The organism is Phenylobacterium sp. SCN 70-31 (genome assembly GCF_001724605.1).
GTDB lineage: Bacteria > Pseudomonadota > Alphaproteobacteria > Caulobacterales > Caulobacteraceae > Phenylobacterium.
Genome location: NZ_MEEX01000008.1, coordinates 20057 through 32799 on the forward strand (window position 1 = coordinate 20057; position 12743 = coordinate 32799).

General features: G+C 69.2%; 14 protein-coding genes. 4 read left to right on the top strand and 10 right to left on the bottom strand.

Annotated features, from left to right (window positions below):
* Positions 1-129 precede the first annotated feature (129 nt).
* Genes phnC through phnE form a run of 3 tightly spaced genes read left to right on the top strand, consistent with a single transcriptional unit; the run spans position 130 to position 2752 of the window.
* On the top strand, positions 130-924 hold the full coding sequence (gene phnC / locus ABS78_RS08150; RefSeq protein WP_293376905.1) for a phosphonate ABC transporter ATP-binding protein: 795 nt from the start codon (positions 130-132) through the stop codon (positions 922-924).
* Entirely contained in the window at positions 921-1952 is a 1032-nt protein-coding gene (gene phnD / locus ABS78_RS08155; RefSeq protein ID WP_293376907.1) for a phosphate/phosphite/phosphonate ABC transporter substrate-binding protein, read from the top strand. The genes phnC and phnD overlap by 4 nt, the downstream gene beginning before the upstream one ends.
* Positions 1949-2752 carry a phosphonate ABC transporter, permease protein PhnE gene (phnE, locus tag ABS78_RS08160; protein ID WP_293376909.1) on the top strand — a complete coding sequence of 268 codons (804 nt, stop codon included), beginning with the start codon at positions 1949-1951 and terminating at the stop codon, positions 2750-2752. Before phnD ends, phnE begins: the two co-directional genes overlap by 4 nt.
* A gap of 26 nt (positions 2753-2778) precedes the next feature.
* Here the strand turns inward: phnE and ABS78_RS08165 are convergent, their stop codons facing one another.
* From ABS78_RS08165 to ABS78_RS08175, 3 genes are read right to left on the bottom strand one after another with little or no spacing between them, the layout of a single operon-like run.
* A complete protein-coding gene (locus ABS78_RS08165) occupies positions 2779-2994 on the bottom strand; it encodes a DUF465 domain-containing protein (protein ID WP_293376911.1) in 216 nt (71 codons plus the stop codon).
* On the bottom strand, positions 2991-3479 hold the full coding sequence (locus ABS78_RS08170; protein WP_293376913.1) for a TIGR02444 family protein: 489 nt from the start codon (positions 3477-3479) through the stop codon (positions 2991-2993). The genes ABS78_RS08165 and ABS78_RS08170 overlap by 4 nt, the downstream gene beginning before the upstream one ends.
* 2 nt (positions 3480-3481) lie before the next feature.
* A complete protein-coding gene (locus ABS78_RS08175) occupies positions 3482-4093 on the bottom strand; it encodes a UbiX family flavin prenyltransferase (protein ID WP_293376915.1) in 612 nt (203 codons plus the stop codon).
* Positions 4094-4216: 123 nt separating this feature from the next.
* On the opposite strand from ABS78_RS08175, the gene ABS78_RS08180 reads away from it, so the two are divergent.
* Positions 4217-4390 carry a DUF465 domain-containing protein gene (locus ABS78_RS08180; RefSeq protein ID WP_293376917.1) on the top strand — a complete coding sequence of 58 codons (174 nt, stop codon included), beginning with the start codon at positions 4217-4219 and terminating at the stop codon, positions 4388-4390.
* A gap of 147 nt (positions 4391-4537) precedes the next feature.
* Here ABS78_RS08180 and ABS78_RS08185 read toward each other — a convergent pair whose 3' ends face one another.
* The 7 genes from ABS78_RS08185 to ABS78_RS08215 all read right to left on the bottom strand — a co-directional run bounded on the left by ABS78_RS08185 (position 4538) and on the right by ABS78_RS08215 (position 12704).
* Positions 4538-5221 (bottom strand): cell cycle transcriptional regulator TrcR, encoded by a 684-nt coding sequence (locus ABS78_RS08185; protein WP_293376919.1) that lies wholly within the window; start codon positions 5219-5221, stop codon positions 4538-4540.
* Between the two features lie 223 nt (positions 5222-5444).
* On the bottom strand, positions 5445-7229 hold the full coding sequence (locus tag ABS78_RS08190) for a M57 family metalloprotease (protein ID WP_293376921.1): 1785 nt from the start codon (positions 7227-7229) through the stop codon (positions 5445-5447).
* A 163-nt stretch (positions 7230-7392) separates the two neighbouring features.
* Positions 7393-8535: a 3,4-dihydroxy-2-butanone-4-phosphate synthase gene (ribB, locus tag ABS78_RS08195; protein WP_293376923.1), complete on the bottom strand. Its 1143-nt coding sequence runs from the start codon at positions 8533-8535 to the stop codon at positions 7393-7395.
* A complete protein-coding gene (locus ABS78_RS08200) occupies positions 8532-9125 on the bottom strand; it encodes an NADPH-dependent FMN reductase (RefSeq protein ID WP_293376925.1) in 594 nt (197 codons plus the stop codon). Before ABS78_RS08200 ends, ribB begins: the two co-directional genes overlap by 4 nt.
* A 32-nt stretch (positions 9126-9157) precedes the next feature.
* On the bottom strand, positions 9158-10915 hold the full coding sequence (locus ABS78_RS08205) for a class I adenylate-forming enzyme family protein (RefSeq protein ID WP_293376927.1): 1758 nt from the start codon (positions 10913-10915) through the stop codon (positions 9158-9160).
* A gap of 113 nt (positions 10916-11028) precedes the next feature.
* On the bottom strand, positions 11029-11319 hold the full coding sequence (locus ABS78_RS08210; protein ID WP_293376929.1) for a type II toxin-antitoxin system prevent-host-death family antitoxin: 291 nt from the start codon (positions 11317-11319) through the stop codon (positions 11029-11031).
* A 62-nt stretch (positions 11320-11381) separates the two neighbouring features.
* Positions 11382-12704 carry an acyl-CoA dehydrogenase family protein gene (locus tag ABS78_RS08215; RefSeq protein ID WP_293376931.1) on the bottom strand — a complete coding sequence of 441 codons (1323 nt, stop codon included), beginning with the start codon at positions 12702-12704 and terminating at the stop codon, positions 11382-11384.
* Positions 12705-12743: the final 39 nt, after the last annotated feature.

Sequence of the window (12743 nt, forward strand, 5' to 3'; positions counted from 1 at the left end):
GGGGCGGCAGGCGCCCGTTCGACGACCGTTCCGCAGGCGGAGCGCGACTTCCTCGGCGAGCGCGCTGGACCGGACGCGCGTACCCGTGCCATGTAGCCGGCGTATCACGGGAAAGCTCCGACCTCTCTCATGTCCGACGCCGCCGTTCTGTCGATACGGAACGTCTCCAAGACCTTCGGCCAGCGCCGGGCCCTCGACGGGGTCTCGTTGGACGCCCGTAAAGGCGAGATGATCGCCCTCATCGGCCCGTCGGGTTCCGGGAAGTCCACGCTCCTGCGCTCGATCAGCGCGCTTCAGACCATCGACGCCGGGCCGGGCGAGATCGTCGCGTTCGGCGGCCCCATCCAGAAAGACGGGAAGATCGACCCGGGCGTGCGAAAGACGCGCACGCGGATCGGCATGATCTTCCAGCAGTTCAACCTGGTCGGGCGGCTGTCGCTGTTCTCGAACGTGGCCCTGGGCTCGTTGGGCCGCATTCCCGCCTGGCGTGGGGCGCTAGGCCTGTGGCCGGCCGAAACCCGGCAGGCGGTCATGGCCGCGCTGCACCGTTTCGGCGTCGCCGACTACGCCGCCCAGCGCGCGAACACCCTCTCGGGCGGCCAGCAACAGCGGGGCGCCATCGCCCGCGCCCTGGTCCAGAAGGCCAAGATCATCCTGGCCGACGAGCCGGTGGCCTCGCTCGACCCGGTCTCGGCCCGGCGGGTGATGGAGATCCTGCGCGAGCTGAACCGCAACGACGGCCTCACCGTGGTCGTCACCCTGCACCAGGTGGACTACGCCCTGCGCTACTGCGACCGCGTCGTGGCGCTGAAGGCCGGACAGGTCGTCTATGACGGCCCTTCCGACGGCCTGAAGCGCGACCAGCTCATCGACATCTACGGCCCCGAATTCGAGGACGTCTTCTGGGAAGGAGCGCCCACATGATCCGCCGCACCCTCATCTCCGCCGCGGCCTTCGGCGCGGCCCTGGCCCTCGCCGGCTGCGGCCAGCCGGCCGAGAAAGCCGATCCCGACGCGCCGCTGAAGGAACTGACCTTCTCGATCCTGTCGGCCGAGAACCAGACCTCGATGGAGCCGCTCTGGACGCCGCTGCTCACCGACATGTCCGAGGCGATCGGCGTCAAGGTGAAGCCCTATTTCGCCACCAACTACACCTCGCTGGTCGAGGCGATGCGCTTCAAGCAGGTGCAGGTCGGCTGGTTCTCCGCCTCGCCCGCGCTGCAGGCGATCCGACGGTCCGACGCCGAGGTGCTGGGACGGGTCGTCGATGCGGGCGGCGAGGCGACGTACAAGTCCGTCATCATCGTGCGCAAAGGCTCGGGCCTGACGGTCGACAAGATCCTGAAGTGCGACCGCAGCCTGTCGTTCGGCCTGGGCGACACCCAGTCGACGTCGGGCACGCTGGCCCCGATGACCTATCTGTTCACGCCCCGCGGGATCGACCCGAACCGCTGCTTCAAGTCGGTGCGGTCGGCCAGCCACCAGGCCAACGCCTTCTCGGTGGCGAACGGCGTGGTGGACGTGGCGACGAACAACTCGGTCGGCATGCTGTTCTTCGCGCGGCAGAGCCCCGAACTGGCGGCCAAGGTCGAGACCATCTGGGAATCGCCGCCGCTGCCCGAAAGCTCGATCGTCGTGCGCCGCGACCTCGACCCGGCGCTCAAGGAGAAGATCCGCCAGTTCTTCCTGACCTACGGCACCGGAACCGACGCCAAGGCCGAGAAGCAGCGCGAGGTGCTGAAGGGGCTGGCCTACGGCGGCTTCCGGCCCGCCGACAACTCGTACCTCGATCCCGTCCGCGAGATGGAGGCCAGCGAGGCGCTGGCGGCGGCCAAGCGTTCCGGCGACAAGACGCGCATCGACAGGGCCCAGGCCGAGTTCGACAGGATCAGCGCCGAAGCCGCCCGCTCGCGCGCCGTCGCCCCCGTGGCCGCGCCCGTGGCCGCCCCGTGACGGATCCGGCCGCCGCCGTTCCGCCGCCGCCGAGGCGTTCGCTGTCGCAGCGGGCGCCCGACCTGATCCTGTGGGGCGGTCTGATCGTCCTGCTGGCGATCGCGTTCGGCCCCGCCGAGCTGAGCAAGCTGCCGCTGCTCTTCCAGAACTCGGCCAACATGCAGGAGCTGGGACGCGGGTTCCTGACCCCCGACTTCACCGAATGGCGGCTCTACGTCTCGAAGATGTGGCTGACCATCCAGATGGCGCTCTGGGGCACGACGCTGGCGATCGTCGCCGCCACGCCGCTGGGCCTGCTCGCCTCTCGCAACATCACGCCGGCCTTCATCCAGCTTCCGGTCCGCCGCTTCCTCGACATCGTGCGCTCGGTGCCGGACCTCGTCATCGGGATGATCTTCCTGGTGGCCGTGGGCCCCGGCCCCCTGGCCGGCGTCATGGCCCTGGCCATCGGCACCACCGGGGTGCTGGCGAAGCTGTTCTCCGAGGCCGTGGAATCCATCGACAAGGGCCCGGTCGAGGGCGTCCGCGCCACCGGCGGCGCCAAGCTGCACGAGGTGGTGTGGGGCGTGATCCCCCAGGTGGCGCCGCTGTGGACCAGCTATGCGCTCTACCGCTTCGAATCCAACAGCCGCAGCGCCACGGTGCTGGGCCTGATCGGCGCCGGCGGCATCGGCCAGGTGCTGTTCGACAGCCTGAACGCCTTCGCCTACTCGAACACCGCCGCCATCGTCGTGGTGATCATCGTGGCCGTGAGCCTGATCGACATGCTGAGCCAGGCGATCCGCACCCGCCTGCTCTGAACGGCGGTCCGGCGACCGGCCCGCCGTCAGGCGATGATGTCCGGGTTGAGCATGTCCTCGACCCGGGCGATCTCGTCCTTCAGCGCCAGCTTCTTGCGTTTCAGGCGCCCGATCACGATCAGGTCGGGCACCGGGCTGGCCGCGAGGGCCTGGATGGCGGCGTCCAGGTCGGCGTGATCCTGGCGCATTTCGGCGAGCCGGGCTTCCAGCGCCTCTTCGGTGAAGGTCGTGTAGTCGATCATGCGGAACGCGGATCCTGCGCCAGCGCGGCGGCCAGCGCGGCCAGGGCGGCCGGCGGCGCGGGCTTGTCCCACGCCTGGGACGCCGCTTCCAGGGCCTCCAGCGCAGGTGCGCCGCCCGAAGCGCGCCTGGGCGCGCCGCAGAGCCCGGCCAGGGTCTCCAGCAACAGGCGTTCGGCGGCCAGTTCGAGCCCCTTCACCTCCTCGCGCAGAGCCTGGCGGGCGCCGTCGGGAAAGGGCGGCAGGGCGGGCTTCAGCGCCCGCCGCACCTCGCGCAGTGGCTTCAGCGCCGTCGCATCCCACGCCCGCGCCGCCTCGGCCCCGCGCGCCAGCATCGCCGGGTCGCGCGCTTCGGCGTAGACGGCCCAGAGCAGGAGCGAGGTGTTCTGGCCGTGCTCGTCCTGGAGGGCGAGGCAGGCCTCGGGCACGCCCGGAAGCGCATAGGCGGCCAGCGCCCAGTCCCAGATCGATGGGGTCCAGATCGGCATCTTCAGGTCTCCTCGGCGCTGTCGGGACCGGTCGGGCCGATGTCGTGACCCCAACGCCGCACGGGCGTCCAGGCCAGGCCGAACAGGTCCAGCGCCCGTCCCACCGACTGATCGACCACCTCCTCCAGGGTGCGTGGCTTCGCATAGAAGGCCGGGACGGGCGGCGCGATCACCGCCCCCATCTCGGCCAGCCGGACCAGGGTGCGCAGATGGCCCAGGTGCAGCGGCGTCTCGCGCACCATCAGCACCAGCGGGCGGCGCTCCTTGAGCGTCACGTCGGCGGCGCGGGTCAGAAGCGATGCGGTCACGCCCGTCGCGATCTCGCTCATGGTGCGGATGGAGCAGGGCGCCACGATCATGCCCAGGGCGTGGAACGAGCCCGAGGCGATGGCGGCGCCGACGTCGCCGGCCTTGTGGACCACGTCGGCGCGGGCGTGGGCGTCGGCCAGGGTCGCTTCCGTCTCCTGGGCCAGGGTCAGGGCGGCCGAGCGGCTCAGGACAAGGTGGCTCTCGACTCCCAGGTCCCGGCAGGCGTCCAGGGCCCTGAGGCCATAGACCGCGCCCGACGCGCCCGAGACGCCCACGATCAGCCGCGGCCTGCGCGTTGCGTCCATGCCTTCAGCGTCTCCGACAGGATCCCCGGTTCCAGCGGGACCGCGTGCAAACATATGTGATCTGACAGCCGCGGGAAGCGGGTGTTCACTCGAACGCCGGTCAACTGAGAGGAGGCTCTCGATATGGCGCTAGATGCCCGGATCCGCGAACTCGGATCCCGTCACCAGTCCCTGGAACAGGCGATCCAGGACGAGATGCGCAGGCCCTACGCCGACGACCTCAAACTCAAGGAACTCAAGCGACAGAAGCTCAGGCTGAAGGAAGAGATCGAAACGCTTCGCGGCCGGCTGCACTGATCCGCCGCGACCTCCCTCGCAGGGGAGGTCGGCCAGAAGCGATGGCCGCGTGAGACCCGGGAGTCATCCTGGTCTCACAGCGGTTCTGCATGCCTGCGACCTGGCCGCTGAGGCCGCCCACCCCGCGTCACGGGGCGGAGGGGACGATCAGGCTTCGTCCTCGTCGTCGGAACCCGCGTCCTCGACATAGGCGGTCTCGGGCTCGGGATCGTCCTGGTCCGCGCCCTGGGCCGCGCCGGTTTCAGACGCCGGACGCAGGGTGTCGCCCTCGGGCTCGACGATCCCGCGGCGCGCGTCGTCCTTGGCCTTCTTGTCGGCCGCCTTCCGGACGACCGCGTCGAGTTCGAGCTGGGTGGCGAGACCCAGGGTCACCGGGTCCACCGGCTTGATGTTAGGCGAATTCCAGTGCGTGCGATCGCGCACCTGGTCGATGGTGGCCTTGGTGGTGCCCAGCAGGCGCGCGACCTGGCTGTCGGGCACTTCCGGGTGGTTGCGGACGAACCAGGCGATGGCGTCGGGGCGGTCCTGGCGACGGGACACCGGCGTATAGCGCGGCGCCTTCTTCACCGGCTTCAGGAGTTCGGCGTGGCGGCTCTTCTGGACCTTCATCCGGTAGGCGGGGTTCTTCTCGGCCGCGTCCAGCTCGTCGCGGTTGAGCTGGCCGTTCGCGATCGGGTCGGCGCCGCGGATGTCGCGCGCGACCTCGCCGTCGGCGATGCCCTTCACCTCCAGGGGATGGAGACCGCAGAAGTCGGCGATCTGGTCGAAGGTGAGCGAGGTGTTGTCCACCAGCCAGACGGCGGTCGCCTTGGGCATCAGGATCTGGGTCATGGTCTGCAACCTTGGACTGGGCCGGAAGGACCGGAGGCCGAAAAGGCGGACCGGATTCCGGAGCCCCGGAAACGAAGGCGCCCGGCCTTTCGGCCGGGCGGTTGGAAAGTCCCATATAGGCCGGATACGGCGGCCTGGAAACGGGATTGTTCACTCGCCGGGGCGCATCCCGTCGTAGCCGCGAGGATTCGCGCCCAGATCAGGCGCCCGATCAGGCCCCCGATCAGGCCCCGAAGATCCAGCCCGCGGGCAGGGTGTCGAGCTGGACGTTCACCAGCACCATCCGGTCGACCGTCCCGACGATGGAAATGACGGTGTCGGCGCCCACCTGGGCCACGGTGTAGGCCGTCCCCGGAAGGAGGTTCACCCTGTCGCCCTCGGCGGCGTTGAAATCCAGCACCCGGTCCATCCCCGCCTCGGCGAAGAAGTGGAAGATGTCGGCGCCCGCGCCCCCCACGATGGTGTCGTCGCCCCGGTCGCCGGACAGGAAATCGTTCCCGGCGCCGCCCGACAGGCTGTCGTTCCCCTGGCCGCCGCGGACGATGTCGTCGCCGGCGCCGCCGAAACAGGTGTCGTCGCCGAGGTTGCCGTAGACGATGTCGTTCCCGGCGTCGCCGTAGAGCACATCGTTGTCCTTGCCCCCCACGACCCAGTCGTCGCCGTCGCCGCCCGACGCCGTGTCGTCGCCCATGTTGCCGTGGATGTCGTCGAAGGCGGAACCGCCGACGATGGAGTCGTTGCCGTCCTCGCCGCGCAGATAGCCGCTGCCCGAACCGCCCTGGATCGTGTCGTGGCCCGCCCCGCCCAGAATCCGATCCGCTCCGGCTCCGCCCTGGATCAGGTTGTTCAGGGCGTTGCCGATGATGGTGTCGGCGCCCAGGCCGCCGATGGCGTTCTCGATCTTGGCGCCCTGGGCGATGGCCACGTTGCCGATCAGCGCGCCGACGTTCGAGAAATGCCCTTCCCGCAGATCGATGAGCTGGTTCTGGCTGTAGCCGGAGAAGTCGAAGGTGTCGTTCCCGCCCGCGTCCCAGACCGCGAAGATGAGGCGGGTCGAGCTGTTCGTGGCCACGAACCAGTCGCGGCCGGCGTTCGAGTTGAACCCGTAGACGGTGTCGCCCGTCCGGGTGCTCATGTTCGGGCCGTATTCGTACTGCGCCGCCCGGATGTCGTCGAGCTGAGGCGCGGCGGCGTAGCGGCCGCCGTAGGCCGCACCCGTGTTGGCCTCGGAAAAATAGCTCATCACCGAGTACTGGCGGGTGTCCTCGTAGTACTCGGCGTGCTGGGCGTAGGTGATGGTGGTGTCTTCATCGGCGTTGTAGTCGCCGGGATGCATCAGCCCGATCGCATGGCCGATCTCGTGGACCAGAACGTGCGCGCCGTAGTTGCCCGCCACCGGGGTGGCGTTGGTGCTCCGCGCGATGGCGATCCAGACATCGCCCGCCGTGCTGGCCGACGACGGGTTGCCGGGAAAGTTCGCAAAGCCCGCCGAGCCGCCCTGGCCCGACGTGAAGTTGGCGAAGAGGATCGAGGCGCTGTTGGAATAGGCCTCCTCGCCCTCGGTCCCGCTGCCGACGCGCTGGAAGCGGATGTTGGCGACGTCGGCCCAGGCCTGAAGCGCCTGCTCGGCCCACTGGATCTGCATCGCGTTGAACCGCTGGAACCCCTCGGTGTCGCTGGGCATGGTCGTGGGCGCGGTGGAGCGGAAGGCGTAGGTCACCGTGTAGGCCTGCCCCGCGACGCCGCCCCAGCCGGGCTCGGGCGCGAAGGTGACGGGATTGAACCCCACCATCTGGAGGCCGGCGCGATCCGTGGAGAAGCTGACCTTGCCGCCGATGGCGCCCTGACCGCGTTCGTCGGCGTTGAGATAGGACTGGCCGAACGGTTCGCCCGTCTCCACGACGGCGGCGATCCCCAGGCAGAGCGGACAGCCGCAAGGCGCAGCGCCGGCGTCCATGAACGGACGGGCGTTCAGAGCCTCGGAGGAGAAGTCGGGACCTGGGTTCATGGTCTGTGTCGCACCCTACCGTGACCCATCCCACTCGAATCCTTAAGGGACGAGGTGAATCCGCACAACGCGGAACCACGCAACGACCCCCGCCGTCGAGTTACGGCTGGCGGACGCATCCGGATTTGCGCGGCACCGATATTCGCAGCGCCGGGACGGTCGGTCAGGGCAGCGGGACACGCCCCACGATCTTCAGCCCGTAGCCCGCCGACGCCGGCAGCACCGTCTGCGACGAACTCATCAGGAGTATGTCGCGGACGCCCAGGTCGAGGAGGATCTGGGCGCCGATGCCATAGTCGCGCAGGACGTTGGCGGAGTGATCGGCCTGGGGTTGTCCGTAGCGCTCCGACAGCCAGTGCGGGTTCGAGTCGCGGATGAAGACGGCGACGCCGGCGCCGTCGTGCTCGGCCAGGGCCTTGAGCGCGCGCGGCACATATTCGCGGCGCGCCTCGACCGCGCCCAGCATGTCGGTGGCCAGGTCCACGCGGTGCATGCGCACCAGGGTGGGCTTCTCGGGGTCGATCTTGCCGCGGGTCAGCACCACATGCTCGGTCTGATCGATGGAGTTGCGGTAGATCACCATGCGGAAGCGACCGCCGAAGGCGCTCTCGAACGGGGTCTCCAGAACGCGCTCCACCTGGCGTTCGGTGCGGCGGCGGTAGGCGATCAGATCGGCGATCGTGCCGATCTTCAGGCCGTGCAGTTGCGCGAAGGCGACCAGGTCGGGCAGCCGGGCCATCGACCCGTCGTCCTTCATGATCTCGCAGATCACGCCGGCGGGATTGAGGCCCGCCATGCGGCTGATATCGACGGCCGCCTCGGTATGGCCGGCGCGGACCAGCACCCCGCCGTCCCGGGCCACCAGCGGAAACACGTGGCCCGGCGAGACGATGTCGTCCACGCCCTTGGTCGGGTCGACCGCCACCGCGATCGTATGAGCCCGATCGTGGGCCGAGATGCCGGTGGTCACCCCCTCGCGCGCCTCGATCGAGACGGTGAAGGCGGTGCCGTGGCCGGAGGCGTTCTCGTGCGCCATCGGCGGCAGGCGGAGCTGCCGGGCCCGCTCGCCGGTGATCGACAGGCAGATCAGGCCGCGGGCGTGCTTGGCCATGAAGTTGATCTGTTCCGGCGTCGCGAACTGGGCCGGGATGATGACGTCGCCTTCGTTCTCGCGATCCTCGGCGTCGACCAGGATGTAGGGCCGCCCGTTGCGGGCGTCCTCGATGATGTCCTCGATCGGGCTGATCGCGCCCTTCACCGGATCGTCCTCGGAGCCGGTCGGCGGAACGAGATAGGGACGCTTCATCGTACTGCGGCCTTCAATGGGGTGCTGGCTCTCATCCGGGCGAACTCCATCACCTGCTCGGCGACGGTGGCGAGCTGCCAGGCGTCTTTCTCGTCGTTGCAGTTTCCGGCCGGGTCGAACAGGCCGGTTCCCGCATTGAGGGCTGCGCCGAACGGCGTCGGCCACCCTCGCAAGGCATGTATGATCGCCCGCAGCGCCATCAAGGTGGTGCCGGCCGCCTGCCAGCCATCGGCGGTGATGATCGTACCCACCGGCTTGTGCGACAGATAGGGCTCGGCGTCGCCCCGCGTCAGCTCGAGGGTGTCGAGCGCGTTCTTGATCACGCCCGAGATCGAGCCGTGATAGCCGGGGCTGGCCACGATCACGCCGTCGGCGGCGCGAATCGCCTCGGCCAGCTCCTGCTGGGCCGTGTTGGTCTCGCCCGGGCGCGGGTCGAAGATCGGCAGGCCCGACAGGAAGGCCCCGCCCAGGAGCCTGGTCTCGGCCCCCTTCGCCTCGGCCGCCTTCAGCGCGCAGATCAGCGCCTTCTCGGTGGACGAGCCGGCCCGGACGGTGCCGCCCAGCCCGACGATGAGGGGTTTCCTTGTCATGCCCTAGCGCTAGCGCGCCGACCCCGGGGGAGTCACGCGTCTTCGGCTTCCGTGGCGAACACCTTCTTCAGCTCGGTCTTGAGGATCTTGCCGTTGGCGTTGCGCGGCAGGGTCTCGGGCCAGAACGCCACCTTCACCGGGACCTTGAACGCCGCGAGGCGCTCGCGGACCCACTGGCGCAGCTCGGCCTCGTCGGCCGTGCCGCCCGGCTTGAGGTGGACCACGGCTCCGGGCTCCTCGCCCAGCGTCTTGTGCGGGATGCCCACGAGGGCGGCGTCCATGACGTCGGGGTGATCGTAGAGGACGTTCTCGACCTCGACGCAGTAGATGTTCTCGCCGCCGCGGATCAGCATGTCCTTGGCCCGGTCGATGATGAAGAGGAAGCCTTCCTCGTCGATCCGCGCCAGGTCGCCGGTGCGGAGCCAGCCGTCCCGGAAGGTCTCGGCCGTGGCCTCGGGCTTGTTCCAGTAGAGCTTCACCACCTGCGGGCCTTTCACCCACAGCTCGCCGACGGCGCCGGCGGGCAGGATCGTCTCGCCATCGGCCGGATCGCGCACGTGCATCTCTCCGACCGGCGCCGCAGGACCGGCGCTATCGGGGCGGTTCTCGTAGTCCTTGCCGAGATGGCTGGTGAAGGTGGCCGTGGTCTCGGTCATGCCCCAGCCGTTGCCGGGCTGGGAGCCGGGGAAGGTCTCGGCGATCCGCCGCACCAGCTCGGGCGCCGACGGCGCGCCCCCGTAACTGACCGTCACCAACGACGACAGGTCGTATTTCGCCCGCGCCGGATGCTCGATGAGCTGCCAGGCGATGGTGGGCACCCCGCCCGTGGCGTTGACCTTCTCGCGCTCGATCAGACGCATCGCCGGCTCGGCGTCCCAGCGGCGCATCAGCACGAGCTTGCCGCCCGCGTTCATCGACGGCCCCACCGTCGCCGAAAGCCCCGTGGCGTGGAACATGGGCACCACCAGCAGCGAGACCCGCTGCGGCAGCTTGGTGGCGTCCATCTCGGGCAGCGGCTGGCCGGCGCGCAGGAAGTTGCGGGCCGCCGAGATTCCGCCGGCCCCGATGTTCGAGGTCATATTGCGGTGGGTGCCCAGAGCGCCCTTGGGCCGCCCCGTGGTCCCAGAGGTGTAGAGGATGGTGGCGTCGTCCTCGGGCGCCAGCGGAACGTCGGGCAGAGCCAGCTCGGGCAGGGCGCCCCAGTCGTTGACCCGGCCGATCACGTCCTCCAGCCGCTGCGTCCTTGCCGGCAGGTCGGCGCCGGCGTGGCGGGCGACGTAGACCTTCTCGAGGTCGGGCAGCTTGTCCAGGAACTCGGCGATGCGATCCAGACGCTCGTCGTCGACCAGCGCGACCTTGGTCCCGGAGTCGGCCAGGCCGTATTCCAGCTCGGGGCCGGTCCACCAGGCGTTCAGCGGCGTGACGATGGCCCCCACGAGCTGGCCGGCCCAGAAGGCGACGGGCCATTCCGGCAGGTTGCGCATGATGACGGCGACGCGGTCGCCCTTCTTCACCCCGTCGGCCAGGAGCTGATGCGCCAGCTTGAGGGTGGCGCGGCCGAAACTGTCGAACGTGGCCCGGTCGTCCTCGTAGACCAGGAACTCGCGGTCCTTGAACCGCTGGCCGTTGATAAACACGTCGCGCAGCGTCGGCGGCGCGTTCTTCCACGTCTTCGTGGGCACGCCGCGGATCACCTTCTCTTCGATCTCGAACGGAGCGCCGGGCCCGGTCAGCTTCGCGTGCGCCTCGGCGACGGACATCACGGGCCAAGTGTTCGAAGAGTCGGTCATGTGGTTCGGTTTAACTCCCTGACCCTGCGTCGTTCTACAGGGCGCTCTTGATGTCGGTCTGCGAAAAATCCCGGCCTACGAACAGCAGCGGACAGTCGTATCTCTGGGCCGCTTCATAGGCGAAACAATCGCCGTAGTTCAGGTTGGCGGGGTGGAAGCCCTTTCCCCATCGCTCGTAGGCGGCCCATCGCTCGTAGGCGGCCCGGCGCCGGTACGCGCTCGACCGTCCTGCATCGCCTTCGCGAGAATTCGCCGGCGATCCTCCCGCGACAGCTCACGCCGCCGAACGGCGACGAACCGCGCCACCGCCTGCCCCTCCGGGTCAGTTCGATGTCCTCGCCTTTCTCCGCGCGCCGAACCAGCTCCAGGAGTTGACCCTTGGCTTGGGAGACAGAGACACGCATCCGATCCTCTTGGACCAGTTACATGGTGCAGAAGTAGGTCGGAGCACGGCGCGCGGCAAGCCTCACGCCTGTTCCGCCCGCCGAGCGGCGTAGTGTCGGCGGATCTCGCCCAGCTCGGCGGCGAAGCGCGTCTCGGCCGCCTCGCGGAGCTTCGGGATATGGTAGCTGGGGAAGAGGTCGTTGTCGGGCGTGTAGTCCTTCAGGATCTGCTTCGCGAGCGTCACCTTGTGGACCTCGGTCGGGCCGTCGGCGATGCCCATCACCAGGCTGGAATTGACCATGTGCATGAAGGGCATCTCGTTCGAGACGCCCAGGGCGCCGTGCAGGTGCGCCGCCTTGGTCGCCACGTCGTGGTAGACCTTGGGCATGGCCACCTTGATCGCGGCGATGTCCTTGCGGACCTTGTTGTAGTCCTTGTGCTTGTCGATCAGCCAGGCCGTGCGCAGGACCAGCAGGCGGAAGCTCTCGACCGCGATCCAGCTCTCGGCGATCTGTTCCTGCACCATCTGGAGGTCGGCCAGGCGGCCGTCACGCGTCGTGCGGCTGACGGCCCGGCGGCACATCAGGTCCAGGGCGTGGCGGCAGGCGCCGACCGTGCGCATGGCGTGGTGGACGCGCCCGCCGCCCAGGCGCACCTGGGCGATCACGAACGCCGCGCCCCGGTCGCCCAGCAGGGCGTCGTAGGGCAGGCGCACGTCCTTGTAGCGGACATAGCCCTCGTTGCCGCCGCCGATCTGGCCGCCGGCGCCCACGGCGACGTTGCGGATGATCTCGACGCCGGGCGTGTCGGTGGGGACCAGGAAGATCGAGGTGCGCCGGTAGGGGTCCTTCGCATCGGGATCGGTGATGGCGTAGAGCACCAGGACCTTGGAATACTGGGCGTTGGTCGAGAACCACTTCTCGCCGTTGATGACCCACTCGTTCCCGTCCAGCACGGCGCGGGTCTGGAAGGTGAGCGGGTCGGACCCGCCGGTGGGCTCGCTCATGGAGAAGGCCGAGCGGATCTCGCCGTTCAGCAGCGGCCAGAGGTAGCGTTCCTTCTGCGCCTCGGTGCCGTAGTGGGCGATGATCTCGGCGTTGCCGCTGTCGGGCGCCTGGCAGCCGAAGACCGACGGGGCCAGGCCGTTGCGGCCCAGCTTCTCGTTCATGAGCGCCAGCTTGAGCTGGCCGAAGCCCTGGCCGCCCAGCTCGGGGCCGAGGTGGCAGGCCCACAGGCCCTGGTCCCTGACCTTCTGCTGCAGCGGCTTGATGAACGTCTCGCGCCCGAGCGACGAATAGGCCGCCATGCCGAGGTGCGACACCGGCTCCACCTCGTCGCGCATGAAGTCCTCGATCCAGTCGAGCTTCTTCTGGAACTCGGGATCGGTCTCGAAATCCCAGGCCATCGACGTTTCTCCCAGGCGGCGCGACGCGCTGCGGTTTTT

Coding starts and splice junctions, on each gene's coding strand:
- phnC (WP_293376905.1), top strand. CDS start 130: ATGTCCGACGCCGCCGTTCTGTCGATACGGAACGTCTCCAAGACCTTC.
- phnD (WP_293376907.1), top strand. CDS start 921: ATGATCCGCCGCACCCTCATCTCCGCCGCGGCCTTCGGCGCGGCCCTG.
- ABS78_RS08165 (WP_293376911.1), bottom strand. CDS start 2,994: ATGATCGACTACACGACCTTCACCGAAGAGGCGCTGGAAGCCCGGCTC.
- ABS78_RS08170 (WP_293376913.1), bottom strand. CDS start 3,479: ATGCCGATCTGGACCCCATCGATCTGGGACTGGGCGCTGGCCGCCTAT.
- ABS78_RS08175 (WP_293376915.1), bottom strand. CDS start 4,093: ATGGACGCAACGCGCAGGCCGCGGCTGATCGTGGGCGTCTCGGGCGCG.
- ABS78_RS08180 (WP_293376917.1), top strand. CDS start 4,217: ATGGCGCTAGATGCCCGGATCCGCGAACTCGGATCCCGTCACCAGTCC.
- ABS78_RS08185 (WP_293376919.1), bottom strand. CDS start 5,221: ATGACCCAGATCCTGATGCCCAAGGCGACCGCCGTCTGGCTGGTGGAC.
- ABS78_RS08190 (WP_293376921.1), bottom strand. CDS start 7,229: ATGAACCCAGGTCCCGACTTCTCCTCCGAGGCTCTGAACGCCCGTCCG.
- ribB (WP_293376923.1), bottom strand. CDS start 8,535: ATGAAGCGTCCCTATCTCGTTCCGCCGACCGGCTCCGAGGACGATCCG.
- ABS78_RS08200 (WP_293376925.1), bottom strand. CDS start 9,125: ATGACAAGGAAACCCCTCATCGTCGGGCTGGGCGGCACCGTCCGGGCC.
- ABS78_RS08205 (WP_293376927.1), bottom strand. CDS start 10,915: ATGACCGACTCTTCGAACACTTGGCCCGTGATGTCCGTCGCCGAGGCG.
- ABS78_RS08210 (WP_293376929.1), bottom strand. CDS start 11,319: ATGCGTGTCTCTGTCTCCCAAGCCAAGGGTCAACTCCTGGAGCTGGTT.
- ABS78_RS08215 (WP_293376931.1), bottom strand. CDS start 12,704: ATGGCCTGGGATTTCGAGACCGATCCCGAGTTCCAGAAGAAGCTCGAC.